This is a genomic window from Ruegeria sp. AE3 (assembly GCF_056542225.1).
In genome coordinates this window covers 1-26,719 of the sequence record NZ_JBQFZL010000005.1, presented here as the reverse complement: position 1 = coordinate 26,719, position 26,719 = coordinate 1, and the positions used below count along the sequence as shown (strand labels likewise).

The following is a 26,719-nucleotide window of genomic DNA, read 5'->3' as shown; positions in this document are numbered from 1 at the left end:
TTTTGATCATTGTGATAAAATCAATTCATTTTTTTGAAGTTGCGACTCGTAATATTGTCGACTTCAGGAAACACGCCAAGGGATCAGCCATGCTGGACAAAAGCCACAAACCGACCTGGACCAGTTTTGAGAATGCCACCAAGGCCGACTGGGACGCCGTTATGGATTATGAAGAGGCGTATAATGCGGCTCTGCCGGATCGCATCCTCGACGCTATTCGGTCGTTGGACGAGGAATGGACACCCTATCCGGTCAACCGGTATCAGCACAGCCTTCAGGCCGCGACCCGGGCTTATGAGGATGGCGCGGATGAGGAGTTGGTGGTCGCCGCTCTGATCCACGATACCGGCGATATTCTGTCACCCTACAACCATGGAGAGCTGTCAGCGGCGATGATGAAGCCCTATGTCAGCGAGAAAACCTATTGGATACTCGAACACCATTGCGTGTTTCAGGGTTACTACTACAATCACCACCTTGGCGGCGACCGCAACGCGCGCGACAAGTATCGCGACAGCCCCCATTGGGAAGACTGTCGCTATTTCTGCCATGAATATGATCAGAAGGCGTTTGACCCAGACTATCCGACGAAACCGCTGGAGTTTTTTGAACCCATGCTGCGCCGCATCCTGAGCAAGGGCGAAGGCCATATGGAGCTGAACGAAACTGCCGAAGATTAACAGGCGGCCATCAGGCGATAGACAATCTGAGCTGTGGTGAAGTCCCAGGCGGCATTGCCGTCCGGGGCCAGCTCAACCACGTCGAAGCCCACGCATCTGCGCCCCTTGAGCGCGTGTTCGACCAGCCGCAGCGCCTGATAATAGCCTAACCCTCCGGGCACCGGTGTTCCGGTGGCGGGCATCAGCGATGGATCCAACCCATCAACGTCGAAGCTGACATAGACCAGCTCGGGGAAGTCTGCAGGCAGGTCAACCGAATGGATGTTACCTGTCACCAGTTCCTCGGCATCCACGTGAAAGACGTGGTTTTTCAGTCGGCTTTGGGCCTCTTCAGTTGAAAAAGCGCGGACACCGAACTGGGCCAGCCGCACGCCTTCTTCGGCAAGCAGGTGCATCACTGAGGCGTGGGAGTGTTTTTCGCCCTGATAGGCGTTGCGCAGGTCGGCATGGGCGTCGATCTGGACGATGCCGATGGGTTGGTTTAGCGCACGGGCTACACCTATCACTGCGCCATAGCTGAGGGAATGCTCGCCGCCCAAAGTGACCGGCACCTTTCCGGCCCGAATTGCAGCCTCGGTGCGGTGCGCAAGGCGTTCCATCACCTCGGGCAACGGGCCGTCACAATTCAGCGGTTCTTCGGTGAAAATCCCTTCGACACAGGGCTCCGCGTGACCGGTGATGCGTTCCAGTTCATTGCTGGCCTCGATAATCGCTTCGGGGCCTTTGGCCGTGCCGGAACCGTAAGAGACCGTGCGCTCCAAAGGCACCGGGATCACGCGAAAGCGGGCATCTTCGGTGCGTTCGGATGTGGTCAATTCGCTGTCGAGAAAAATGCTCATGAGAGTCTGTCCTTGAAGTCGTCATATCCGAAATGCCGGATGATCTTCAGCTCGTCCGTTTCGCTGTTCCACAGGGCGATTGTGGGCAGGGGGACGCCATTAAAAGTGTTCGTCTTGACCATCGAGTAGTGCGCCTGATCGAGGAAGGCAAAACGTTGCCCGATCTCCAGCGGCTTGTCCCAGGTGTAGTCGCCAATAACGTCACCCGCCAGACAGGACGGGCCGCCAAGGCGATAGGTATGGCCTGTTTCGGCCTCATCCATCAGGGCAGGGCGATAGGGGGCCTCGATCACGTCGGGCATGTGGCATGTGGCCGAAATATCGGTGATCGCGAGGTTCATGCCGTTGGTCGGCAGGTCGAGGATTTCACCGATCAGAACACCTGCGTCCAGCGCCACAGCCTCACCGGGTTCGAGATAGACATCTATACCGTAAGTTTCTCGGATGGTTTGGATGAAGGCCACCAGCCCGTCGCGGTCATAATCGTCGCGGGTGATGTGGTGGCCACCGCCGAAGTTCAGCCACTTGAGCTGATCAAGGTACGGTTTGAGCTTCGGTTCGACAGCGTCCCAGGTGCGCTGCAAAGGCGCAAACCCTTGTTCACAAAGCGTATGCATGTGCAGCCCGTCAACACCGCGCAGGGTGTCGACGGTCAGTTGGCTGACCGGTGTGCCAAGGCGCGAGCACGGGGCGCAGGGATCGTATTTCGGAACCTCGCCTTCGGAATGTTCCGGATTAATGCGCAGGCCAATGTGCACTTTGGCGGCTTGGGCTTTGGCGAGAAACCGATCCTTTTGGGCAGGGGAGTTGAATATGACGTGATCGGACAACGACAGGATTTCGTCGAAATCCGCGTCTTTGTACCCGGCGCAGAAGGTGGCAACCTCGCCGCCATATTCCTCGCGGCCCAGCCGGGCCTCATAGATACCCGAGGCGCAGGTGCCCACAAGGTGTCGGCGCACCAACGGGGCCAGTGAGAACATTGAAAACGCCTTGAGCGCGCTGAGAACATGCGCGCCGGAACGGGTTCCGACATCAGCGAGGATTTTCAGGTTTCGTTCAACCGCTTTTTCGTCGACCACAAAGCAAGGGCTGGGTACACGGGAGAGGTTGAAATTGCGGAAGGCACCGGCGTCTCCGGCCTGTGTGGTCATCATGTCGGACATAACCGGCGTCTCCGTTTGGTGGAGAGGCCGGGGGCGCTGCCCCCGGACCCCCGGGATATTTAGGGCCAGATGAAGCTGAAGCGGATCAGAAGGTGACCGGGCCGTCGAGTTCATGGACCTGCCATGGCAGGCCATGTTCGTTCAGCATGGCCATGAAGTCGTCCGGGTCGAGCTGTTCCATGTTCCATACGCCGGGCTCGGTCCAGTTGCCTTTCAGCACCTGCGCCGCGCCGATCATGGCGGGGACACCGGTGGTGTAGCTGACGGCCTGGCTGCCGACTTCCGCATAGCATTCCTGATGATCGCAGATATTGTAGATGTAATAGGTCTTCTCGCCCGAGCCATCCTTGGCCTGACCTGTGGCGATATCGCCGATGCAGGCCTTGCCCTTGGTTTCCGCGCCCAGATCACCGGGATCAGGCAAAAGGGTTTTCAGGAATTGGATCGGAATGATTTCCTTACCGTCATGCATCACAGGGTCGATGCGGGTCATGCCTACGTTTTCCAAGACCTTGGCATGCATGATATAGGCGTCGCCGAATGTCATCCAGAAACGGGCACGCTCGATCTCGGGGAAGTGGGTCGAGAGCGATTCCAGTTCCTCGTGATACATCAGGTACATGTTCTTGGGGCCGATGGCGGGGAAATCGAACTCGACCTTGTGGGTCATGGCGGGAGAATGTTTCCATTCGCCGTTTTCCCAGTGGCGCACTTCGGCCAGTACTTCGCGCAGGTTGATTTCGGGGTTGAAGTTGGTGGCAAATTCCTGATCGTTCGAACCGCCATTGGCATCAAGCACGTCGATCTGGCGGATGGTGTCCAGCTTGTGCTTTTTCAACCATTTGGCAAAGACCGATGTGACCCCGGGATCGAAGCCCGAACCAAGGATGGCTGTCAAACCGGCCGCCTTAAACCGTTCCTGATAGGCCCATTGCCAGTGGTATTCGAACTTGGCCTCGTCCTCGGGCTCATAGTTCGCGGTGTCAACGTAATGAATGCCCGCCTCAAGGCATGCGTCCATCAGCACCAGATCCTGATAGGGCAGGGCGAGGTTTACGAGGATTTCAGCACCAGTTTCCTTGATCAGCTTTACAGTGTCTTCGACCTTGTAGGCGTCCAACTCGGCGGTCGCGATATCAACGCCCACACGGTCTTTCACCGACCTGGCGATAGCGTCGCATTTCGATTTCGTGCGGCTGGCCAGCGTGATTTCGGTGAAGATATCTGAATTCATTGCCATCTTGTGCACGGCAGCGTGGGATACGCCACCTGCGCCGACAACCAGTGTTTTGCCACTCAAAGTTCCCATGGGGGTGATCTCCTCTCAGGGGTTATTCGTAATAGGTGTAACCATTGATCGAGTCGCGGTAAGCGCTCATCAGGGTTTTGCGGTCCTTGGCTTTCAAGGTGCCGGTCGAGATCGCCTCATCCACCATTTTGCGGAAGGCGGCGACGCAATCCTGCGGGTCGAATTCGACATATGACAGAACCTGGCTGATCGTGTCGCCCTCTTGTTCGTGCAGCAGGTCAAAGCCACCGTCCCGACGCAGGTCTATGGTGACGACGTTGGTGTCACCAAAGAGATTGTGCAGATCGCCCAAGGTCTCCTGATAGGCGCCGACGAAGAAGACACCCATGAAGTATTCGTCCTCTTCGGGCAGGGAATGCACCGGCAGGCTGGGGGAAACACCGTCGGCCAGAATGAACCGGTCGATCTTGCCGTCGCTGTCGCAGGTGATATCGGACAGCACGGCGCGACGGTCGGGGATCTGGTTCAGATATTGCAACGGCACGATCGGGTGCAGCTGGTCGATGGCCCAGACATCTGGCAACGACTGGAACAGCGAGAAGTTGCAGTGATAGATATCAGCAACCTTTTCAAGCTGGTCATTCAGGTCCGTTTCCAGATCCTCTGACGCGGCCAATGCCTTGAGCCGGGCCATCAGCGACAGGTATATCCGTTCGGCCCGCGCCATCTGACGCAGGTCGACATAGCCGCGACGAAACAGGGCGCGCAGCTCGTTACGATAGAAGGTGGCGTCGTTCCAGCATTCCTGCAGACGGTCGCGGGAGAGGTATCCGTGCACCGCGGCGAGGTCCGAGACCAAGTGGTGGTCATCCGGATCAACCTCGGGGCCATTGGGCGCATCGTAAAGCGTGCTTTCGAGCACGTTGAAGACCAGCATCGAGGACGTCGCCACCACCGCGCGCCCACTTTCCGTGACCAGTGTCGGATGGCCCACCTCTGCCTCGTCCATGGCGTAGGCCACGGTTTCGACGACATTGGCGCAGTATTCTTCGACCGTGTAGTTGATCGAGTTTTCGGCAGCTTTCTTTTCGCCGGTGTAATCGACCCCCATGCCGCCACCCAGATCCAGGTGAGTCAATGGCACGCCTTCGCGCGTAAGCTCGGTGTAATAGCGACAGGCTTCGCCCACAGCACGGCGCACATCGTTGACATCCTGAACCTGGCTGCCCAGATGTGAATGCTGCAGCTTGAGGCAATGCAGCAAGCCTGCGTCTTTCAGCTTGTCTACCGTGGCGATAAGCTGATCGGTGTTCATCCCAAAGGCCGAGCGGTCGCCCGAGCTTTCTTCCCATTTGCCGCTGATCTGGTTGGTCAGCTTCACCCGAACACCGATCAGGGGCTCGATGCCCAGTTCGTTGTAAACTTCGATTACCGTGTCGGCCTCTTTCGGGCTTTCCAGAACGATGACCGTGTTGAACCCGATCTTGCGGCTTAGAATAGCCAATTGGATGAATTCGGCATCTTTGACACCGTTACACACGATCAGCGCGTCAGGGGCCAGGCGATGCGCAAGCGCAATCACCAGTTCAGGTTTGGAGCCGGCCTCGAGCCCATAGTTATATTTCTTTCCAAACTCGACGATCCGGTCAACAACCTGGGCCTGTTGGTTCACCTTGATCGGGAATACGCCGCGATAGCTGCCATTATAGCCCACGCGCGCAATCGCATCACGAAAGCTCTCGTTCAGATGGGCGATTTCGTGTTCCAGATAAGACGCGACTCGCAGGACCATCGGTGCCTTGATGCCGCGGTCGTCCAGATCGCTGAGGATACCGGGCAGGCTGATCGCCGCTGTCTCGGGGGCCATGGGATTGCGCAGACCGATCTCGCCCTGTTCGGTCACCTCGATGAGGCCTTTGCCCCATTTCTCAACTCCGTAGATGGAATGCGGTGCGTCGGGCGTCTGTTTCAATCAAGTCGGTCCTTAACGTAGGGTGCCAGTTTCGCGCCCGCCAATACGGCAGCAGTTTGATTCTTCCAAGTGTAAACTATCTGATTGGGGATTCCGAATTTTACGCGGACGGGTGGATTGGGATCAGATGATTGTCCCATTGGCATTCGGCGCGGGTTCGAACAGCTGGGCGCGCGCCCGTCAATGTCCCGAAGGCGCCTGTTCCCGTGGTAAAGACCAACCCGTTCGCACCGGCCCCAAGCCCACAGACATCCTCAAGCGCGAAGGCGCCGATGAATGTGCCACTGGTTGTGTCAAACTGGTGCAGCGCATTGCCGCGCGGACAGGTGATTGCGATCGTCTCGGCGTCGGCTGAAAATGCGATGCTGCCAGCGTATCCCTGCAACATGCTTTGTTCGTGATCCGGCGCGGCAAGCAGGCGCGGGGCTTCACCCTGACGATGCAGGCCCAACAGGGGCGGGTGTTCGGACTTGCTGCCCTGCCATTGCATGGCAAAGCCAACCAGACCGTCGCTCCGCACCGCCAGATGGCGGATCGAGTTCTTGTGAAGCTCGTCAGGTAACGACACCTGCTCTTGGATCCTGCCCGACAGGGTGAGATAGCTCAGGTTGGGTGCCATCGTCGGCAGGTTCAGCTTTGTGCGCCCGGTTTCGGGGTGCGTTTCGATCCCGCCATTGGCAATCACCAGCGTTTCCCCGTCGGGCATCAGGCGCATGTCATGCGGGCCTATTCCGCCCGATGAAAACTCACCCAGACGCGAAAAACTTTCTGCGTCCCAGACACTGATAATACCTGTCCCGGCTTCGTAGTCGTTCTCGGTGGCATAAAAATACGCGCCATCTGCCGAGAATGTGCCGTGGCCATAGAAGTGTCGGCTTTCAGGGGCCTTTAGCTGCGCAATCTGCGCGCCGGTTGCGCAATCGATGACGATGGCAAAGGTGCCCGGACGCCTGGCAAACGCGACCGCCAGAGCTTTGTGCGGGTGGGCAGCGGCCGCATGTCCGCGTCCGGGTAGAGGCACGGAGAACACGATCGCGCCCAATGTGCTCAACCCGGCAAGTCGAAAGGACCCGTCGGGAAACAGCCCTGCGGCCAGAAAATCAGGCGAACCGGCCGAGGCCCACCCGCGGATCGGGGAAATCGTGGTCGCGGCAAGACCGGCAAGAAAATGGCGGCGTGACGTCATGGGTTAGTCTCCGTCCAGCGAGTTGAATCCTGCGCTGATCCCCAATGTCGGACCCAGCTCGGTCACGGCGATGGTGCTGATATCGTGGATCGACTGTTGAAGCGCCTCGATCCGGAACCGGGCCTGGGGATCTGAAACCCCGGCCAGCGAGGGATCGTCAATGGATTGAGCGTTCTGGATGGCACGTGCAAACGCAGCGTCCAGTTCCGACGCGATTTCGGGGTGATCAAAAGACAGCCGTGCGGCTAAATCTCGCAAGGATATCAGCGACAGTTCTACATGGCGTAAAGACCGCCCGGACCGCCACGCTTCTGCCCGGTTCGGACGGGGGCGGTCAAATGTCCCCATGGGGCGACCCAGCCGAGTGTCAGCCGTGAACTCAAGGCCGGTAGACAGGGCCTTGAACAATTCCTGCATCGCTTCGTCCTGCGTCCGGTAGCGGCTGTTCTCTCGGGGTTGGGTAAGGCTAGGGGAATAGCTGTGCCAGTCCTGCGCCATCGCCCGGGCATTGGCATCTATGTCCGCCGTGATCGCCCTGATCAGCGCGCAACGATATTCGGCATTGCCCTGTTCCGCGAAGGTGGGATCGAACAACATCCGTTCGAGGGCAAAGAACCCGCGCCCTGCGATTGACGTTTCGGCATAGGCGTCCGGGCTTTGCACGGCTTCATCCTGAGCCTCGATATGCTGGGACAGAGTTTTGGATGTGAACCCTTTCGTGTCCGGCCAGAAAGCCATGGCGAAAGCGCGATCATCGACCTCAGTCGGACCGAACCTCAGGTGGCTGGCTGAAATCCAGCTGTCGAAAGCCGCATCGTAGGCCGCGCGCAGCGTCGGTGAGGTCGGGTCGCACACAACCAATGATGTGCCGACAAGCGCGCCGGTCATTACCGGAAGGGTGTCGAACCGGGGCAGGATATGCGTTTCAGTCACATCCATCAGGACCGGTGCGCGATCCTGTGCCTGCGCGGCAAGTGGCATCAACAACACTGCAACAAGGGTAAGAAAACGCATGGGTCACAGGCTCTCCAGAAATTTGATCAGGGCGTCACGGTCTGCCTTGGGCATCGAGACTACGGCATCACGGGCAGCCTGTGCTTCACCGCCATGCCACAGGATCGCCTCTAGCAAGGTGCGCGCCCGCCCGTCATGCAGAAACTCCGTGTGGCCCGAGACGCGTTCGGTCAGGCCAACGCCCCACAAAGGCGGCGTGCGCCATTCCCGGCCTGTCGCTCGGGCCTCGGGGCGATTGTCGGCCAGACCTTCGCCCAGGTCATGCAGCAACAGGTCGGTGTAGGGCCAGATCAACTGAAAACTGTGCTCGGGCCGGTCTTCCATCCGATGGGTGACGTGTGACGGTGTGTGGCATGACGCGCAGCCGGTCGCATGGAATACCTCTTTGCCGCGCAAAACCTTGGGGTTGTCCACGTCGCGGCGACCCGGCACGCCCAGATTGCGGCTGTAGAAAGCGACCAGGTCCATACCCTGATGATCGATCTCAAAGCCGCGCTCATCATCGTCGCCGTGCGGGGCTTTGATGCAGTTCACCTGCACATTGGTGCAGTCCCCGTGCGGAGCAGGGTAGAGCGGGTTCGATATGCCGATATCCCCGGCAAAAGCAGCAGCCGATTGTTCCATAACTGTCGGCATCCCCGCCTTGTGACCGAACCGGCCCATCATTGGGGTGTCAAACTCGACCGACCAGACGATATTCGGGCGACCCGATATGCCGTCCCCATCCAAATCGTCGGGGTCGGCCCTGGCAAGCAGGTCTTCGACCGGGATCGCTTCCAACAGGCCAAGCCCGATCATCTGCGGCGCGATCCGTGGGCTTAGCATCGCGTCCGGGTGCAGCGGACCATAACCCAGACCGGCTGCCTGATAAGTCGGGCGGCGCAGTGAGGCGGTTTCACCGTCAGAAAGCGCTACCGGGATTTCTTCGTACGAGATGTCCAGCCGGTATTCCGCTGGATGACCTGCCAGTGCGAAATCCTGCATTTGCCCACCATAGGTAGGCTCGGGCACAGTGGCGATGTATTCTTCGATCGCTGCATAGCCATCTTCCGACGTGCCGGGGATCGAGACCCGCAGGAACATCGAAACCGAGTTGTCATCGGGCCCGTTTGGCGTGTGCCCGCGCCCATCCTTGATATGGCAGCGCTGGCATGACCGCGCGTTATAGAGCGGCCCCAACCCGTCAGAGGCGAGCGTCGATGAGGGCGACGAAACCCAAACCTTCTTGAACAGCCCGTTTCCGACCTTGAAATTCAGCTCCTGTTCAAAGCTCAAGTTGTCTGAGGGTTGCGAGAACGCATCCGCGTCCGTACGAACTCGAACTGTCGCGGCCCCGGCGGGCAGTTCTTCAAATTGCTGCGGTGCGCTGAAATCCTGGGGCGGCGCCGTGACAACGGCAATCCGGGCGCGTTCATCGTCAGTGCGGGGGGTGACGTTCAGATGCAGATCCACCAGTTCGGCTGACAGGGAAGGGGTGGCCGCAAAGGCGACCACCGACAGGGCGACAAAGCTATTCGCCTTCGTCCATTTTCGATGCGTTGAGTTGCGCATAATTGGCTTCGCCGATCCTTTCATAGAGGTCGAGCTGCGTTTCGAGAAAGTCGATATGACCCTCTTCATCGGACATCAACTTCTCGAACAGCGACATCGAGACATAGTCGCCGGCATCCCGACAGTATTCGCGCGCTTCCTTGTACAAGGCCCGTGCATCAATCTCGGCCGCAAGGTCACATTCCAGCGTTTCCTTTGGTGTTTGACCTATCCGAAGCGGGTCTAGCTTCTGAAGGTTGGGGTAGCCTTCCAGAAAGATGATCCGTTCGATTAGCATGTCCGCGTGGCCCATCTCTTCGATGCTTTCCTCGCGGCTTTTCTTGGCCATGTGGCCAAGTCCCCAGTCTTCCTGCAACCGGTAGTGCAGCCAGTATTGGCTGACAGCAGTCAGTTCATGCCGCAGAGATTTGTTGAGATATTCGATGACTTTTGGATCGCCCTTCATCTGCACTCTCCTGTGATACTGCCGCGCGCAGGGCGCGGAGTTGCATGGGTACTTCGAGATTATCGCTTGACCGCATCGTGTCCAGAAACAGAGGCATGCATCCGCCGCAATCCGCCGATTTTCCAAGAGCACGGTAAACCTTGCCCGGGGTGATGATGGTTCGGGGGTCGGCTGTCCGCATCCAGTCGATGGCGGCGCGGATGTCGTGGTCCGAGATGTTGGTGCAGTGGCAGACAATCATGGATGTTGGCTTGAGTTTGTGTGGCTCAGTGGGCTGGCGGGTCAGCGTGTTGAGTGTATCGGGGGCAGGCAAGCCCCCGGCGCGCGTTCTTGTTTAGTGGAATACCGCGTCGGGGTTATCCAGACTGTCTGATCCTTCAAATTCAATCTGGTCCAGTTCCAGTGCGGTCACGATGCGCTCGATTGTCTTGGTCTGGTCGATCAGGCCGTTGACGCCGGTCATGATCAGGGTTTCACCGCCTTCGTTGCCGCGTTCCAGCATTTGGTCATAGGCAAACCCTGCTTCCGCGGTCGATTTGATCCTGCCAAGGGCTTGCATCGTGACGGCCAGTTTCGCTTTCATCTCGGCGTCCAGTTCCGGGTCTGTTGCGTTTACCAATTCGGCCAGTGATGCGCCCGATACAGGTGTTCCATCGATGCGGGTATAGCTGCCCAGATAGACGTTCTGAACGCCCAGCCCATCGTAGTAATGGCTGTTGTGGGTGTTGTCCGAAAAGCAATCATGCTCTTCTTCCGGGTCGTTCAGCATCAGGCCCAGACGCATCCGCTCACCCGCCTGTTCACCGTAGGACAGTGAACCCATACCGGTCAGGATCGCACTGACACCCGCCGTTTCATTTTCCATCAGCGCCGCGCGCGCCGCGCCGCCTTGTTTCCATTGATCGGTCATCCAGGTCAGATCGCTGACCAACAGGTCGGTTGCGGCGCTCAGATACTGGGCACGACGGTCGCAATTGCCACCGGTGCAGGCATCGCCGTTTGCATAATCAGTGGCTGGACGGTTGCCTGCACCTGCCCGGTGGCCATTCATGTCCTGACCCCACAGCAGGAACTCGATAGCGTGGTAGCCGGTTGCGACGTTGGCTTCGATACCATCAGCTTCGTGCAGGGTTTCTCTCAGCAGGGTCGGAGTAATCGTGCTGGCGTCAATGGTTTTGCCCGACAGTTCGAAGCTGGGGTTGGCGATGACATTCAGAACCGCAAATTCGTTCTCATCCGTCGCACCACCATAGGCCGCGTCGACGTAGTCAATCAGACCTTCATCCAGCGGCCAACCGTTTACTTTGCCTTCCCAGTCATCAACGATTGCATTGCCAAAGCGATAAACTTCGGTCTGTTGATAGGGCACACGCGCTGCAACCCATGCTGCCCGTGCCGCAGTCAGAGTCACGTCCGAGGGTTCTGCAATCAGCGCATCGACTGCATCCCGCAAAGCCTTTGCCGCAATCAGGCTGTCGTCATACTTGGCTTCGGCAATATCGGCATAGGTTTCCAGAATATCCGCTTTTGCAGGCACATCCCCTGCAAAAGCAAAAGTGGCTGTCGCAAATGTCAAAGCGCTGGCTGTTGCAAACAACTTGGTCATTGAGGTCATTACTTTCTAGTCAGAACTGTCAGATCAGGCGGGTTTGTTCCCGCGGCGGCTTTCGCTGAAATAACTGAGTTAAAAAGTCAACATTGTCAATCTGAGTTTTTTTATCGGGAAATGGAGTTGCTGGCCTGGTGGTCACCATCCCCATATCTGACGAGGTCTTGATCCGGCGGATGACATTGTGCGGTACATGTTTCCGGCTAAAATCAGCCAAGTGATTCTTTGTAGGTGGTTTGTGGTTCATGAAGCGCGTGGTTCTGGCCTTGTTCCTGTTTCCTGCGGCACTTGCGGCGCAAGCAACGCAGATTTCCACGCCTCATCACCATGGTTCGGGCCAGATCGATATCGTGTTTTCTGACACCGGGTTCGCCTTGGCGCTGAGGGTGCCAAGCATGGACATCGTCGGGTTTGAATCCCCGGTTGAAAACGATGACAACCGCACGCGTGTGGCCATAGCAATGTCAGAACTTTCCGACCCGCTAGACCTGTTCGTAACCCCGCCCGAAGCTGGGTGCTCTACGGTGGCCGCCCATGTGGTTCTGACATACGGCATCACACAGCAGAAAGGTGAGGCGAACGCAGTCACAGGCTCCACAACGGCAGAGAGTCACTCGGAGTTTCAGGCAGACTATGTCATTCAGTGTCAAGATATGGGTGGGCTGAACATGATCGAGTTCGCCTATTTCGCGCGGTTCAGTGGGACTGACCAGCTGAACATCCACTTGAATACGAGCGGGGTTCAGGACGCTGTCGAAATTACACGCGCGGCACCATATCTCGATCTTCGGCCGGATCGATGAACGCTGAAATTCAAGGAGAAACCAGAAGTGGTGTTTTAGTTCGAAGGTCGGGGGATTTTGGTAGCGGAGGAGGGACTTGAACCCCCGACACGCGGATTATGATTCCGCTGCTCTAACCAACTGAGCTACTCCGCCGTGAGTGAGAGGCGATGTAAGCGAGGGGCCGGGGAGGGTCAAGAGGGAAATCGCCCTAACCGGGGAATTCTTTCACGGGCTCTGTCACCGGGTCCTGCAAGGACGTCTGACGGAATATCGTGGCGTCCACCATCCTGCGGATAAACGCGGCGCATATTTCCGGTTCTGTGATCAGGATCATATGACCCAGACCGTCAAGCTCTTCATAGCTCAGACCATATTTGGCCATCGGCGGTCCGTGAAGGGCAGGGGACAGAAGCGCGTCCTGGCGGCCATACAATATCCCGCCGGGGACAGACAGCTCGGGGTATCTGGCCACCAGCGCATCGCAGCTGGCATCCAACCCGATAACGTCCTGCGAGGCCGTGACAAAGGCCGACGGGCGCAGCCCTAGCGCACCACCAGCACGGTCCAGAAAGTCATTTGGAGGGGTTTCAGGGTCAAATGCCACACCCAGACTGTGCGGTGCTGTTTTTGAGGCCATGGGAACCGCAATCGTGTTGGCAATCAGGCTGCGCAGCCATTTGGTCCGGATTTCGAGCGGCTTGAAGATCACCGGTGTTTCAGGCAGCCTGTGCGTTAGTGGTGCCAACAGAGCGAGGCTGGATACCCGCTCGGGGTAATCCAAAGCCAGTGCCAGCGACACCGCACCGCCCAGTGAATGCCCGACCAGCACGGCCTGATTCACGCCTTTGGTTTCAAGAAACTCAGCTATCATCGCGGCCTGCTGCGGCAATTGTGCGAGTTCTGCCGTATCCCGGGTTGAATATCCGCAACCGGGGCGATCCAGCGCGATGACGTGGTAATCCTCGGCCAGTTGATCCGCCAACGCGTAGGTAAAATGCTGTAACTGCCCAGCCAGGCCATGAATCAGAACAACCGTCTGCGCGTCCGGATTGCCCATTTCCACATAGTGGATGCTGCCGCCCTGCACGGACACGATCTGGCCCATCTGCGGCACGGTTTTAAGCCCCTGACGGGTTATCCGCCGGGTCCACAGGGCCATGGCCAGAAGAAAGACGGCAAAGGCCGTAACCACGCTAAGAATAAATGTCATCTAGCTGTCTCCGGTCCTAACGGGGTTGTATTGCTCCAATCCTGATTGTGCCATGCGTTTCTGAAACTCGGCAACTGTTCCGGGCCAAAGCGTCGTGTTTTGCCCTTTCGCATCAATGTACCAGGATGTACAGCCTCCGATCTGCCAGACACTGTCCGCGTGGCGGTCATGCATTTCCTGCGTAAAGGCCGCCTGTTTCACCGCATCGGGAGTGATCACCGACAGTTCCTTGCGTTGCATCTCGATTAGAACCCGGCCGATATGCCCGACCTGAGCTTCAATCATCAGCACGACCGAATTATGCCCCAACCCGGTATGAGGCCCCAGAAGGATGAAAAAGTTGGGAAAACCGGCTATCGCTGTACCCAGATGTGCACACATCCCATTCGCCCAGGCCGACCGCAGCGTTAGCCCATCTGTGCCGGTGATATCCAACCTTTCAACGACATTGGTGACCTGAAACCCGGTGCCCCAGATCAGCGCGTCTGCCTCTGTCCTGGTGCCATCTGTCGCCAGGATGCTGTTTCCATCGATACTGGCGACGCCGTGCGGAATGACGCTGACATTGTCGCGGGCCAGGGCCGGATACCAGTCATTTGAACTGAGAATGCGTTTGCACCCAATTCGATAGTCCGGGGTCAGAATGCGCCGATCTTTGGGGTCCGCAATCGCGCCTTCCAGCGACTTGCGCCACATTTTTAGGGCAAAGTTCATCGCGCGTTCCTCGCCCCTGAACACGCGGTGACGGAACTCGAAGAACATGAAAATCAGTTTGCGCCGGATGCGGGGAAGCAGGGGAAGGTAGGCATAAAGTTTGCGCACCCATGGCGCGATCGGGCCGTCAGGGCGCGGCATAACGTAAGGCGCGCTGCGCTGAAAAACGGTGACGAAGCGCGCAACCTTGGCAATCTCGGGCACGAACTGAACGGCTGACGCCCCGGTGCCGACAACGGCCACATGCTTTCCGGTCAGATCGACGGTGTGATCCCATTTGGCCGAATGAAAACAGGGGCCGGGAAAGCTGTCGGTGCCGGGAATGTCGGGAATGCTGGGATGATGCAGCGCGCCAATGGCCGAGACCAGAAACCGGGCCGACCAGAACTGGCCATCCATGGTTTCAACCTGCCAAAGCGTGCCATCCCATTTCGCCGATTTCAACTCCTGCCCAAAATGGCAAAGATCATACAATCCTTCCTGATGCGCGACATTTTGCAGATATTCCTGTATCTCTGCGCCACCGGCATAGGCGCGACTCCAGTACGGATTAGGGTGGGTCGCCATGGAATACAGATGTGAAGGCACATCGCAGGCGACGCCAGGATAGGTGTTCTCGCGCCACGTGCCACCGATATCTTCAGCCTTTTCCAGAATGGCGATATCTTTGATGCCGTGTTTGCGTGCCTCAAGCGCCATCGTCAGCCCTGAGAACCCGGCACCGATGATCAGCATCTCTGTCGCGTGGTGCATTGAAGTGCCCCTCCTGAAACAACTTTATGGATTTCTGTTGCAGATGTCTGCACGTGATTGGCAGTGAAGTAGGTCACACAAGATAAAATGACCGAACGACCTTACGTGAACAGGCGCGGCGAAAAACCGTCATCAGGGCGGTGTCGCTTCCTGCAAACACATATCGCAATCAGAGAGGTGAACGCGGCGTATTTCCGTCAGTCTGATTCAAAACAGGAGGATTGCCCCTTGTCGACCCGTACTCTTGCACGCGCCGGTGGGCGTTCGGCGCGCCGCGCTCTTCGCACCGCGCCGAACTTCGACATGCTGCCGGGTTTGACCCGCGGCATCCCGCATTGCGAAGTTATGAACGGAAGCCAGATTGAGCTTATCGACAAGGCCGCCATGAATATTCTGGAGAACGTTGGTGTCCAGTTTCGCGACCCGACCGCAGTGGAAGACTGGAAAAAAGCGGGCGCGAAGGTTGACGGAGAGCTGGTCTTTCTGGACCGCAACATGGTGCGCGAGCTGATCGCGACCATTCCGGCGCAATTCACCTATCACGCACGCGATCCGCAAAAGAACCTCGCTCTCGGCGGCAAGCACTCGATCTTCGTGCCGATGACCGGCGCGCCGTTTCTGCGTGATCTTGACGACGTGCGCCGGAACCCGACGCTGGACGATCTGGCGATGTTTCATAAACTGTCGCACATGATGCCCGCACTGCACAGTTCGGCCCATCATATCGTCGAACCTTACGATCACCCGATCAGCCAGCGGCACCTGCGCATCACTTATTCGTCGATGAAATACTCGGACAAAACCTTCATGGGAATGACCACCTCGCCCAGGAATGCCGAAGACGTGATGGACATGTGCGATATCCTTTTCGGCGAAGGGTTCATTGATGACCACCCGGTTACAACGGGCAACTGCAATGGCAACAGCCCGCTGGTCTGGGATGAAACCATGCTGGGTGCAATGCGCGCCTTCTGCCGCCGGAATCAGCCGGTTTTGTGCTCGCCCTTCGTTCTGGGCGGTGCCAATACGCCCGCATCGGTACCCGCAACCGTGGCACAGCTGACCGCTGAGGCGCTTTCGGCGCTGGCTTATACGCAGGTGATCCGCAAGGGCTGTCCGGCGATTTGGGGGCACTATCTGTCAACCGTTTCGATGAAATCCGGTGCGCCGATGGCAGGGACGCCTGAAATCAGTCTGATGAATTTCATGATTGGCCAGATGGCGCGCTTTTACGATGTGCCATGGCGCACCTCGAACACGCTGGGCGGGGCCAAGACGTTTGACGCGCAGGCCGGGTACGAATCCGCGACAACTCTGGGCGCTGTTCTGCATGCAGGGGCCCACTACATCTGGCATTCGGCAGGCTGGAACGAGGCGGGGATGCATTGTTCGGTCGCCAAGTTTGTTGTGGACGCGGAACAGTGCGCGATGGCCTATCGGATGGCGGAGGGGCCTAAATGGCATGATTTTGACGAAGGCTTGGCCGCAATTCCGGATGTAGGTCCCGGCGGGCACTATTTGGGGCATCCGCACACCCAGGAGAATTTTCAGACGGCTTTTTTCATGCCCGAACTGTTTGACAACAACTCGATCGAACAATGGGTGGCGGAAGGCGAAGTTGAAATCACCGAGCGCGCCCTGAACTACGCGAGGAAGCTTTTGGCCGAGTATCAGGAACCCAAGCTGGATGAGGCCAAGAACGACGCCCTTCTGGACTATATCGCCCGCCGCGAGAGAGAAATCCCGGCCGCGGATGAGTTGAACCAGAATTACTGACGGTCAAGTTCATTCTTTGCCGGATCGCCACTCTTTCCAGATCAGATAGCTGTTGGCGGCAAGCGAGGCGAATGGCTCGGGCGGCAAACGCGGCAAGTCCGGCTGCGCCAGAAAATGATCGGCGATGTCAGACCGCCGGTCCAGCACCAGTTCAGCGATGCCCATGCCTTGCAGTGTTCCCCGTGCGATGCCCAGACCGTTCTGGCAACAGGCAGAGTAGACACCGTCCTCAAGCTCACCGAACGCGGCCGATCCATTGCGGCTGAGGCAAAGCATCCCGGCCCAGCGATGTTCCATCTGCACATCCGGCAGATTCGGGAAGCGTTCCCTGAACTTTCGGTCATGCACCCAGCCTGCATTGCGCAGTCGCATTGGACTGGTCTCGATTGTTGGATGAAAGCTGGAGCAGGTGCGGATCAGGATGCGATCCCCATAGCTGCCGGAAATGCGCCGTACTGACGTCCCCATCGGGTTCGCTGGCGTCACCGACCAGCGCGACTTCCCGCCCAGTGTCTTGATCTGCGCCTCGTTCAGCGGGGCTGTGAGCGAGGCGTAAAGGCAAATGTGCATCAATTGCCGCTGGTAGAACCCAAAGCTCTCCAGGTGGCCGTTATTGGCCAGAATTATCCGCCCGGTGCTCACCTTGGCCTTGTTGGTGCTGACCACCCAGCCTGCGCCTTGTTGTTCCAAACCGGTAACGGGTGAATGCTCGAACACTTCGATCTGCCCGGCCAGACGGGCGGACAGCGCTCGCACATATGCCGCCGGCTGAATCATCACTGTCCCCGGCGCATAAAGCCCCGAGGTATAGTGCGGGCTGCCCGTGACCTCTTGCATCTGCTGCTGATCTAAAAGCTTATGCGGCTCGTCCAGTTTGGTCAGATGCGCGGCAAAGGCGCGGTTATACGCGTCGCCCGCTTTGGTGGCGGCTGCATTGTATTTGCCGCAGGGGTCGAACATTTCCTGTGGCAGCCCGCAATCGGAGGCCACTTCTGTCGCAAAGGCAATGGCCTTGCGGTTCAGCGCAATGATGGCGCGATCCGCGTCCGACCCCTTGCCTGCGTAGTTGTCCGAGGCCAAGTCATGGGGCAGGTCGATCATGAACCCAGAATTCCGGCCTGCCGAGCTCTCCGCGAAACGACCGGCTTCCAGCAGAACGATTTTCAGAGAAGGATCCAATTGATGCAGCCGCCGCGCCGCGCTGAGCCCGGCAAACCCGCCACCAACTATTGTGATATCCGCGGTCAGGTCCCGTTCCAGCACCGCCAGAGGTGTTTGGGGCGGCAGAATCGTATTCCATCCCGACGGGCCTGTCTGCCGGGGTAGCCTTTTGGCGTCGTGTCGGCTCAACCGACGGCCTCATCCGCGTCATCGGCCAGATCGATCCAGATGGTTTTCAACTGTGTGTACTGGTCATGAGCATGGATCGAGTTATCACGGCCACCAAATCCCGATTGCTTGTAGCCACCGAAAGGTGTCGTGATGTCACCTTCGCCGAAGCTGTTCACTGTCACGGTGCCTGCGCGGATCATCCGCGCACCACGAATGGCACGTTTGACATTGGCCGTAAAGATTGAGGCGCACAAGCCATAGTCGGTGTCGTTCGCGATCTGGATCGCTTCATCAAAGCCCGAGACTTCAATTACCGACAAGACAGGGCCAAAGATTTCCTCGCGCGCCAAAGTAGCGTCATTGCCGGGCACTTCGACCACGGTGGCCTCGACAAACCCGTTGTCCGCTTTGCCACCGATCACCACGTTCTCGGCCTGATCCAGATAGCCACAAACCTTGGTGTAGTGGTCTTCGCTCACCAGTGCGCCCATGCGGGTTTCGGGGTCGAGCGGGTCGCCGATGTTCCATTGTTTGGCGTGATGCGCGATGCGCTCCAGCAGCTCAGCCTTCACTTTCTTATGCACGATCAGGCGTGACGAGGCCGAGCAGTTCTCACCCATGTTCCAGAATGCGCCATTGACGATATGCGCCGCCACACGGTCGAGGTTTTCGGCATCCTCCATGACGATAGCAGGGTTCTTGCCCCCCATCTCCAACACCACCTCTTTGGCGTTGCTTTCTGCCGAATAGGTCAGAAAACGTTTGCCGGTCACGGTTGAGCCTGTGAAGGACACCATGTCGATATCCATGTGCCGCCCAATGGGTTCGCCCACCTCGGCCCCGCCACCGGGAACGATGTTCAAGACACCGCGCGGCAAGCCGGCCTCCATCGCCAATTCGGCAAGGCGCAGGGCCGTCAAAGTGGTTTCCATCGCCGGTTTTACAACAACAGAACAGCCTGCCGCCAGCGCTGGCCCGATCTTCCATGCCAGCATCAGCAGCGGAAAATTCCACGGCAGCACCAGACCCACAACGCCGATTGGCTCGCGCACCACCATGGCGATGTGATCGTCGCTGGCGGGCGAAACCTGATCGTAAATCTTGTCAATCGCCTCAGCGTGCCACTTCAGGCAGTGGATTGTCTCAAGCACATCAACAGTTTCGCAGTCGTAGATGGTCTTGCCACTGTCGATACTCTCCATTACCGCCAGTTCACGGGCGCTGCGAGCCATCAGTTTGGCCAGCCGGATCAGCACATCCTTGCGCTCGGCGGGGTGCAGTTTGGACCAGCGGCCATCGTCGAACGCCTCACGAGCTTTCTTGACGGCAAAGTCCACATCCTCCGCGCCACAGGATGCGATATCGGCCAGCTTTTCACCGGTTGCAGGGTTCTCTGTCGCAAAGGTCTGGCCCGAAACCGCCGGACGAAACGCGCCGTCGATAAAGGCGCCTGTCGGCAGGCTCAGACCTGCGGCGATGGATTTGTACTCGTCCTGTGTCAGCAGATCCATGTTTGTCACCCCTCAGCCACGATGTCGGCGATTGTCTTTCTCAGCACGCGCGTCACCTGTTCTAGCGCGCGCTTGTCATCTTTGTTCAGGCCCTTCAGCGGAGGCCGCATGATACCCGCGTCGATCCCGTTCATGGTGACGCCATGCTTGATGGTCTGGATAAACTTGCCGCCCTGTTCCAGCACCCGCATCAGCGGCATCATCGCTGACATGATCCGACGCCCCTTGGCAAAGTTGCCTTCGATCACGCAGGCCTGATACAGCGCCACATGTTCCGCTGGCAGGAAGTTCGAACCGCCGCAGACCCAGAATGGTGCGCCCCAGGCGAAAAACTCCAGTGCCTGATCGTCCATGCCACAGCCCAGCTGGATATGCGGATAATCCCGGGCCAACAGATGCACCCGGTTGATATCGCCCGAGCTTTCCTTGATGCCGCAGAAATTTCGGCTACGACCTACGCGGTCAAGGAACTCTTCTCCCATCATTGTGCCGGTACGGTGCGGATAGTTGTACAGCATCACCGGCAGGTCGGCGGCCTTGTCGATGGCCAGTGCATTCAGCGCGTTTTCGCGATCCGTCGGCACCGAGTAGGGCGGGCTGGCCAACAGGATGGCGTCCGCGCCGATATCGCGCGCGCCAGCGGCCAGTGCAATCGAGTCCAAAGTCAGCATCGCGCCCGTGCCAACGACCAAGGGCAACCGCCCTTTCAGTTGCTTATGCGTGAATTTGGCCAGTTCCAGCCGCTCCGGCACGGTCTGGGCATAATTCTCACCCGTGGATCCGCCGGAAATCAGGCCGTGCACACCATTTTCGATCAGGTATTCGATCACGTCGGACAGGGTGTCCCAGTTCACGCTGCCATCGTCGTGATAGGGGGTGACCACAGGAGTATAAATTCCTTCGAACTTGAAAATCGGGTTCATTTCGTCCTCATGCGGGCTTCGAAAGTGGCGGGATACCCATTGCGACATCCAGTGCGTCAGGCATCACGAACATCCCGATCTGATCCCGGGACAGGTTCCAGTGATCCTCGGCCAGTTTCGCCGCCGCAGCTTCATCGCGTGCCTTGATGGCTGCGATGATCGCGTCATGCTGTTGGCTGGCCAGCGATAGGTTTTCCGACATTTCAACTGTCTGCGGCCGATAAAACGTCATGCCAATCCGTGCATGATCGATCAGCAGCCGGTTGAATGACGGAAGCAGGTAGACATTGCCGGACATCTCTCCGGTCACGTCATGAAAACGGTTGTTGGCAAGTGCGCGATCCTCGACCGACCCTGAACGAAGGGCAGCTTTGAACGCGTGCTGAGCCGCTTTCAATTCTTCGATTTGCGCGTTAGTCGCGTTCACTGCCGCCAGACGCAGGATGGCCCCGTAGACCATCGGCGCGGCAAGGAAGAAATCGCGCAGTGTGGTGTAGGACATTTCCGAAACACGGGCGCTGCGGTTTTTTCGCAGATCCAGATAGCCTTCGCCTGCCAGTTGACGAAACACCTCGCGCAGAGGCGTGCGCGACAGGCCGAATTCATCGGACAAATGCGCCTCATCCAGATCGTCACCTGGACCAAGGCGCAGCGTCAGGATGGACATCTTCAGGTGTTCTCTGAGCGCATTTTTGCGCGACTTGGCTTCGTCTTTCATCCTTTGGCCTCACTATGTCCTCTGGCTGCCGTGTCCGAATCGCGGTGGTCGTATTTTTGTATTTCTAAAAAATACAACTTGTATACAAAAAAATCTCGTGCAGCATGGGTGTCTGCAAAATAGACTCACGCTTGGGCGTCGGCCCAGTTTGGAAATGGTCCTGCTCATGCTTCAGACGCAGCACTTCGCCTTCATCCTTGTCGAGGAGTTTTCGCACCTCGCCTTTTCCTGTGCGGTCGAACCGCTGAGGATCGCCAACCTAGTGAGTGGCGATGAGCTGTATCGCTGGTCTTTTGTATCCGAACAGGGCGAGCAGGCCGTGTCTTCCAATGGATCCGTCACTCTTGTGCATTCCGGACTTGAGGAACTGCCCAAGTGCGATCAACTCTTTGTTTTGTCGGGCATTCACATGCGTGACCACGTGACTCGTTCCCTTCTGGCTGCACTGCGGCGCGAACGCGCGCGCGGAACGCGGATCGGGGCATTGTGTTCCGGGGCGTGGTTGCTGGCCGAGGCCGGGTTCCTCAATGGTATGCAGGCGGCGATCCATTGGGAGTACCACGACGCATTCATGGAGGCGTTTCCGGATGTCAATCTGGTGCGCAGCGTCTTTGTCGCCGACGAAAAACACATTACCGCATCAGGTGGAACCGCGACCGCAGACCTGATGCTGCATCTGATCGAACGCGACCATGGCGAAGAACTGGCCACTGATGTTGCGGATCAGATGGTCTATAACACTGTGCGTAATGCGACCGCCAAGCAGCGCGTCTCGCTGCAATCGCGCAATGGAATGCGCAATGCCCATCTGGCAAAAGCGATAGATATTATGCAGGACAGTCTCGAAACTCCTGTCTCACCATCCTTCATTGCCGGTGTTTTGGGTATTTCCACCCGTCAACTGGAACGGTTGTTCGGCAAATACCTTAATACTTCCCCCAAAAGATACTTTATGGAGATGCGGCTGGAACGGGCCCGGAAACTGCTATTGCAAACCGAGGCGTCGGTTACCGAAGTCGCCGTGGCCTGCGGCTTCGAAAATCCGGGGCATTTCTCTCGGGTATACCGATCCAGTTTTGGCATCACACCCCACGCGCAGCGCAACAAGATCAACTGAAGAAAGATGAGTTGCTGGTTCGCGCTTACCGGCGGGGGTGCCGCGATCTGTTGGCCTCGAACTGGCCCGATCTGGCACCCCCTGATCCTGCCGGGATACCCCCTCGTTAAAAACTGGACTAGTCAACAGACCGGCAGGATTACCCACCAATAAATCTCGATATAGGCATAAGTATATCAAGAACTTGTCATCCAGAGATTTGTTGTGCCCTGTTTCGTTAATCTACCGTTAATTTAAGGCTCAAGTTGAGGCTTTGATTGTGGGTAATCTGCAATATCGACGTGCGGTCGCCGCAATCTGTTCAAGCTGATGGCGTTTCGAGAATTGGGTCAGGTCCCAGTGGTTTCCGAAAGGAATCTGTTTCACGGTTCAAATCAAGTAGTGAACATACCATAAGGGTTTGGTCGACCAACGCTCGGACGACGCGCCTGCCGATCATCTTGGAAGGCAAGAAAACGAACAAATCCTATTTCTGTTAGAATCTAGACAGCATTCGACGAGCAATTTTGCAGTTTGTGAGGAAACCCAGATCAAGCTTGCTCGCCGTTGGAATACGCCTTCGAGGCCGTAGATTGTACGTATCTGGCATGGCGCGCTGACGACGCTGATATCCTGTGCGACCAGAAGCGATCGGGATCCGTCAGTCCAGATGATAGGACAGAAACCGTTCTGTCCTGCCGGCACTATACCCCCACTGTGCTTTGACACCGAAAACTTCTGAAACGGTTTGCAAAGACAAGGCTTGTTTGGGCGGGCCAAGAGAAACCAGCTGTCCTTTTGATAAAACAGCCACGCGATCACAGGCCATTGCCTGATTCAGATCGTGCAGTGCCATCACCGTTGTCACTTTTAGAATTCGAACACAGTCCAGGATCGACAGTTGGTGATGTATGTCCAGATGGTTGGTCGGTTCGTCCAAAAGCAAAAGGCCCGGTTGCTGCGCCAAAGCCCGCGCGATGTGCAGCCGCTGGCGCTCTCCTCCAGACAATGTTGCCCATTCTCTGTGTGCCATATCGGCCATTTCCACAGTTTGCAGGGCTTTGTCGACTTGCCTGGTATCTTCGGCGCGCCAGGGCCGTAAGGCCGACAGCCAGGGCGTGCGGCCCAGCTCGACCACGGACCGTGCAGTTACGCGTTCGGCTGTATCAGCCTGTTGTTCAACAATGGCAATCCGTTGGGCAATCTGTCTGCGCGACAAATGCGAAACGGGATGGCCCGCTATGACGACTTTTCCCGAAACCGGACGTGCCAAACCCGCCAACAGGCGCATCAGAGTTGATTTGCCCGAACCGTTGGGTCCGACCAAAGCCAGTGTTTCGCCGGGCTCCACGACAAACGATACGTCTGACAGCAAAGTCTTGCCGCGAACCGAAAATGTCAGGTTTTGCGCCTCGATCTTCATTGGGCGTTCCTCTGGCCGCGCACCAGAATTACGGCAAAGGCAGGCGCACCGATCAGGGCGGTAACCACCCCAATCGGCAGAACCTGACCCGGGATGATGATGCGCGACACTATATCGGCGCCGATCAGGAAGACCGCTCCGATCAAGGCGGCCGTTGGGATAAGCCTGCGATGCCCCGGTCCTACAAGGAACCGGGCAGCATGAGGGATGACCAGCCCGACAAAGCCGATGGACCCGACGATCGAAACCATGACCGCTGTTGTCAGCGCGGTGGCGAAGATCAGGGTTGCCTGCACCCGCCGCACCGGTATGCCCAGCGAGGCCGCTGAATCAGTGCCGAAAATAAATGCGTCCAAAGCTCTGGCGTGAAAGCGGCAAATAAGCCAGCCGGCAAGGGCCACCGGAATGGCCAGATATACATCCGGCCAGCGCACGCCGCTGAGGTTTCCCATCAGCCAGAACATGATCCCGCGCGCCTGATCGGCATTGGCGGATTTGGCGATGATGAAGGCCGTTAGCGCATTGAACAACTGAGACCCGGCAATTCCCGCCAAAACGATTTGCGCCGTCGCAGCCCGCCCGCCGCCTGCGCCGGAGGCTCGGGCCAGCAACGCGACAAAACCGAAAGCCAAAAGCGCGCCATTGAACGCGCCAAAAGACAGCGACAAAGCTCCCCCGCCCAAACCAGCGATGGTAACAGCCACGGCACCCGTCGAGGCCCCGGCAGAAATGCCCAAAATATAAGGGTCAGCCAACGGGTTTCGCAGCAATGCCTGCAACACGACCCCTGCGACAGCCAGACCGGCACCGCAGGACGCAGCGACCAGAGCGCGAGGAATCCGGTAGCTCCAGATAATACCCTGATCAATTGGGTCGACGGGCAGGTCCGCTCCGGCCAGCTTGTTGACCAGAACGGAGAGAACCAAATCGGGCGACAACGAGGTTTCCCCGATCATCGCGCCCGCAAGGACCGCCGCAATCAACAGTGGCACAGTTAGGCACGCGGCCTTGAAACCCTGCCGAAAGATTGCGGCGACCTCGTTCACAAGTTGTTTCCGATGGTATCCAGCTTCTCGGCCAGATCCTCCAGTGCCGGGATTGCGCGGATGGTGGCGTCCATGGCCTGCGCATCCATAACGACAATCCGGTCATTCTTGACCGCATCCATCTGGCTGGTCACCGGATCAGCGCGCAGGAACTCCAGCTTTTTCAGGTAGTCGTCCGCAGCAAAGCGACGGCGGTCCATCTTGGCAATCACGATCACCGTCGGATTGGCCTTGGCAATGGTTTCCCAGCCCACTGTTGGCCATTCTTCATCCGTCTCGACGACGTTGCGGATGCCCAATGTGCTCATCATGTATCCCGGTGCGCCCTTCTGCCCGGCCACAAACGGATCGCTTTCCATTTCAGGAGAGGAAAACCAGAATACGGCGGACACATCGTCCAGCTTCACGGCTTGCGCCTTGGCGACGGCTGCGGCTTCACGGGCCTTGTACTCGGCAACCAGGTCCGTGCCGCGTTCGGACACATCAAAGGCTGCCGCCAGTTCTTCGATACCCTGATACAGCGTATCGGTCGAGAACGCTTGCAGGCGGGTGCCATCGCCGCCGACCGTATTGTCTTTGCCGACGCAATCCGCAGGCATCACGTAAGTTGGAATACCCAGTTCGTGAAATTGCTCACGCGTGGCGACGATGCCCTCGGGTCCGACATGCCATTCATATTGCGCTGCGACCAGTCCCGGCCGCTTGGCAACAACGCTTTCAAAGCTGGGATCATTGTCTGCCAGACGCTCTACCTTGGCATTCACCTCGGCATATTCAGGCAGCACCTCGTTGAACCAGACCGAAGTTCCAAGAACCTGCTCACTCAGACCCAGCGCATAAAGCACCTCGGTCGCGGCTTGGCCGACCGTGACTGACGACGTCACTGGCGCGTCAAACGTGACCGAGTGACCGCAGTTTTCGATGGTTAAGGGAAAGTTTCCTTCGGCGGCAGCGCTGGTAGCCAGCAAGGAAAGGCCAATCAGGCCAGTGCGTAGAAACATGACAATCGATCTCCATGTGTCAATGACCAGAGAACGGGTGAATGGGCATTTACCGAAGCAACAGACGCTTTTCTGCCTGCTGTGAGCGCAGAGTGGTACATAGCCCGCCCGGCGCGTTTCTTCGGCAACCTCCCCGGACAACCCCGCCCGGTGTGTTTCGGTTTCATACCGGCAGGTCTCCTGACTGACGGGTCTTTGTCTGTCCTGTCTTCCCAGACCGAAATGGCCCAGTGACGGAATGGACAGCGCTCGCCGCCTACAGTTGCGGGGGCAGTTCCGGTTGGCACCAAAAGGCACCTCGGATTCCCTCTTAGCCACATCGGGACCGGTAAAACGCGGGTACCTTAACACTTACTCTGCGGCAAGAAAAAACTCGGGGGTCTTTCCCATTTTCTCCCAAGGGCATGAACCTGCGCGTCTCAACATGGTGCTGACGTCAGACAAGCCGCTGAGAAGGCGCTACAATCCGCCCCGAGGACGTCGGTGTGTGATATATAGGAAAATCATGGCTGGGGTGGTAGGAATCCTTGCCGTCCGATGAAACCCAAGAGCTTTTCCAACTAGCCCGAGAAACTGGGGCGGTTTCGGGGGCATTCTGCTGAGCGAAGCGACGGGTATTTTTACCGCTAGAGAGACCCGTTACGAGACCGCTAGAGAACCGCTAACCGGCGCTGACGAGACCGCTAGCTCGACCGCCCAGTGGCGCAGGACTGGACCGCT

At 57.9% G+C, this 26,719-nt stretch carries 22 protein-coding genes, 1 tRNA gene, 1 pseudogene and 1 riboswitch; of the genes and pseudogenes, 4 read left to right on the top strand and 20 right to left on the bottom strand.

The genetic code is table 11. The features are described 5' to 3' along the window. The first annotated feature begins 89 nt into the window (after nucleotides 1–89). Nucleotides 90–680, top strand: coding sequence for an HD domain-containing protein (locus ACR0NZ_RS11540; protein WP_480519039.1), 591 nt, complete (start codon nucleotides 90–92; stop codon nucleotides 678–680). Here ACR0NZ_RS11540 and speB read toward each other — a convergent pair. The 10 genes from speB to ACR0NZ_RS11490 form a co-directional block, all read right to left on the bottom strand. Next, nucleotides 677–1,519, bottom strand: a complete 843-nt coding sequence (gene speB / locus ACR0NZ_RS11535; protein ID WP_480519037.1) for an agmatinase — start codon at nucleotides 1,517–1,519, stop codon at nucleotides 677–679. The genes ACR0NZ_RS11540 and speB overlap by 4 nt on opposite strands. Next, the gene (nspC, locus tag ACR0NZ_RS11530; RefSeq protein ID WP_480519035.1) at nucleotides 1,516–2,685 is read right to left on the bottom strand and encodes a carboxynorspermidine decarboxylase; all 1,170 of its coding nucleotides are present in this window, start codon (nucleotides 2,683–2,685) and stop codon (nucleotides 1,516–1,518) included. Before nspC ends, speB begins: the two co-directional genes overlap by 4 nt. A gap of 85 nt (nucleotides 2,686–2,770) precedes the next feature. Next, entirely contained in the window at nucleotides 2,771–3,994 is a 1,224-nt protein-coding gene (locus ACR0NZ_RS11525; protein WP_480519033.1) for a saccharopine dehydrogenase family protein, read from the bottom strand. 22 nt (nucleotides 3,995–4,016) lie between these two features. Then, nucleotides 4,017–5,906: a biosynthetic arginine decarboxylase gene (gene speA, locus ACR0NZ_RS11520; protein WP_480519031.1), complete on the bottom strand. Its 1,890-nt coding sequence runs from the start codon at nucleotides 5,904–5,906 to the stop codon at nucleotides 4,017–4,019. A 100-nt stretch (nucleotides 5,907–6,006) separates the two neighbouring features. Next, a complete protein-coding gene (locus ACR0NZ_RS11515) occupies nucleotides 6,007–7,092 on the bottom strand; it encodes a DUF1513 domain-containing protein (protein WP_480519029.1) in 1,086 nt (361 codons plus the stop codon). 3 nt (nucleotides 7,093–7,095) lie between these two features. Next, nucleotides 7,096–8,106 (bottom strand): imelysin family protein, encoded by a 1,011-nt coding sequence (locus ACR0NZ_RS11510; protein ID WP_480519027.1) that lies wholly within the window; start codon nucleotides 8,104–8,106, stop codon nucleotides 7,096–7,098. 3 nt (nucleotides 8,107–8,109) lie between these two features. Further along, nucleotides 8,110–9,657: a di-heme oxidoreductase family protein gene (locus ACR0NZ_RS11505; RefSeq protein WP_480519025.1), complete on the bottom strand. Its 1,548-nt coding sequence runs from the start codon at nucleotides 9,655–9,657 to the stop codon at nucleotides 8,110–8,112. After that, nucleotides 9,617–10,102: a bacterioferritin gene (gene bfr / locus ACR0NZ_RS11500; RefSeq protein ID WP_480519023.1), complete on the bottom strand. Its 486-nt coding sequence runs from the start codon at nucleotides 10,100–10,102 to the stop codon at nucleotides 9,617–9,619. Before bfr ends, ACR0NZ_RS11505 begins: the two co-directional genes overlap by 41 nt. After that, nucleotides 10,050–10,343 (bottom strand): (2Fe-2S)-binding protein, encoded by a 294-nt coding sequence (locus ACR0NZ_RS11495; protein WP_480476910.1) that lies wholly within the window; start codon nucleotides 10,341–10,343, stop codon nucleotides 10,050–10,052. The genes bfr and ACR0NZ_RS11495 overlap by 53 nt, the downstream gene beginning before the upstream one ends. 93 nt (nucleotides 10,344–10,436) lie before the next feature. Then, nucleotides 10,437–11,708: an imelysin family protein gene (locus ACR0NZ_RS11490; protein WP_480519021.1), complete on the bottom strand. Its 1,272-nt coding sequence runs from the start codon at nucleotides 11,706–11,708 to the stop codon at nucleotides 10,437–10,439. Between the two features lie 248 nt (nucleotides 11,709–11,956). Here ACR0NZ_RS11490 and ACR0NZ_RS11485 point away from each other — a divergent pair, with 248 nt between their 5' ends. Beyond that, nucleotides 11,957–12,514: a ZrgA family zinc uptake protein gene (locus tag ACR0NZ_RS11485; RefSeq protein WP_480519019.1), complete on the top strand. Its 558-nt coding sequence runs from the start codon at nucleotides 11,957–11,959 to the stop codon at nucleotides 12,512–12,514. A 58-nt stretch (nucleotides 12,515–12,572) separates the two neighbouring features. On the opposite strand, the gene ACR0NZ_RS11480 is transcribed toward ACR0NZ_RS11485, so the two are convergent. From ACR0NZ_RS11480 to ACR0NZ_RS11470, 3 genes are all read right to left on the bottom strand, one after another. Beyond that, nucleotides 12,573–12,649, bottom strand: a tRNA-Met gene (locus ACR0NZ_RS11480). Nucleotides 12,650–12,704: 55 nt separating this feature from the next. Beyond that, entirely contained in the window at nucleotides 12,705–13,706 is a 1,002-nt protein-coding gene (locus ACR0NZ_RS11475; protein ID WP_480519017.1) for an alpha/beta fold hydrolase, read from the bottom strand. Next, complete coding sequence (locus tag ACR0NZ_RS11470; protein WP_480519015.1) at nucleotides 13,707–15,173, bottom strand: flavin-containing monooxygenase; 1,467 nt, start codon at nucleotides 15,171–15,173, stop codon at nucleotides 13,707–13,709. 228 nt (nucleotides 15,174–15,401) lie between these two features. Between ACR0NZ_RS11470 and ACR0NZ_RS11465 the strand changes: the two genes are divergently transcribed. After that, complete coding sequence (locus ACR0NZ_RS11465) at nucleotides 15,402–16,949, top strand: trimethylamine methyltransferase family protein (RefSeq protein WP_480519012.1); 1,548 nt, start codon at nucleotides 15,402–15,404, stop codon at nucleotides 16,947–16,949. 9 nt (nucleotides 16,950–16,958) lie between these two features. Here the strand turns inward: ACR0NZ_RS11465 and ACR0NZ_RS11460 are convergent, their stop codons facing one another. Genes ACR0NZ_RS11460 through ACR0NZ_RS11445 form a run of 4 tightly spaced genes read right to left on the bottom strand, consistent with a single transcriptional unit; the run spans nucleotide 16,959 to nucleotide 21,433 of the window. Beyond that, on the bottom strand, nucleotides 16,959–18,299 hold the full coding sequence (locus tag ACR0NZ_RS11460; protein ID WP_480519010.1) for an NAD(P)/FAD-dependent oxidoreductase: 1,341 nt from the start codon (nucleotides 18,297–18,299) through the stop codon (nucleotides 16,959–16,961). Continuing rightward, a complete protein-coding gene (locus ACR0NZ_RS11455) occupies nucleotides 18,296–19,792 on the bottom strand; it encodes an aldehyde dehydrogenase (protein ID WP_480519008.1) in 1,497 nt (498 codons plus the stop codon). The genes ACR0NZ_RS11460 and ACR0NZ_RS11455 overlap by 4 nt, the downstream gene beginning before the upstream one ends. Nucleotides 19,793–19,797: 5 nt before the next feature. Continuing rightward, nucleotides 19,798–20,715: a dihydrodipicolinate synthase family protein gene (locus ACR0NZ_RS11450; RefSeq protein ID WP_480493698.1), complete on the bottom strand. Its 918-nt coding sequence runs from the start codon at nucleotides 20,713–20,715 to the stop codon at nucleotides 19,798–19,800. A gap of 7 nt (nucleotides 20,716–20,722) precedes the next feature. Next, a complete protein-coding gene (locus tag ACR0NZ_RS11445) occupies nucleotides 20,723–21,433 on the bottom strand; it encodes a GntR family transcriptional regulator (protein WP_480493700.1) in 711 nt (236 codons plus the stop codon). A gap of 166 nt (nucleotides 21,434–21,599) precedes the next feature. Between ACR0NZ_RS11445 and ACR0NZ_RS11440 the strand changes: the two genes are divergently transcribed. After that, entirely contained in the window at nucleotides 21,600–22,550 is a 951-nt protein-coding gene (locus ACR0NZ_RS11440) for a GlxA family transcriptional regulator (protein WP_480482085.1), read from the top strand. An 891-nt stretch (nucleotides 22,551–23,441) separates the two neighbouring features. Here the strand turns inward: ACR0NZ_RS11440 and ACR0NZ_RS11435 are convergent. The 3 genes and pseudogenes from ACR0NZ_RS11435 to ACR0NZ_RS11425 form a co-directional block, all read right to left on the bottom strand. Continuing rightward, a pseudogene (locus ACR0NZ_RS11435) lies at nucleotides 23,442–23,952 on the bottom strand (ABC transporter ATP-binding protein); the annotation flags it as partial. Then, nucleotides 23,949–24,998 (bottom strand): FecCD family ABC transporter permease, encoded by a 1,050-nt coding sequence (locus tag ACR0NZ_RS11430; protein WP_480519006.1) that lies wholly within the window; start codon nucleotides 24,996–24,998, stop codon nucleotides 23,949–23,951. The gene ACR0NZ_RS11430 and the pseudogene ACR0NZ_RS11435, both read right to left, overlap by 4 nt. Next, a complete protein-coding gene (locus ACR0NZ_RS11425; protein WP_480475675.1) occupies nucleotides 24,995–25,999 on the bottom strand; it encodes an ABC transporter substrate-binding protein in 1,005 nt (334 codons plus the stop codon). Before ACR0NZ_RS11425 ends, ACR0NZ_RS11430 begins: the two co-directional genes overlap by 4 nt. Nucleotides 26,000–26,152: 153 nt before the next feature. Continuing rightward, nucleotides 26,153–26,344, bottom strand: a riboswitch (cobalamin riboswitch). Nucleotides 26,345–26,719 lie beyond the last annotated feature (375 nt).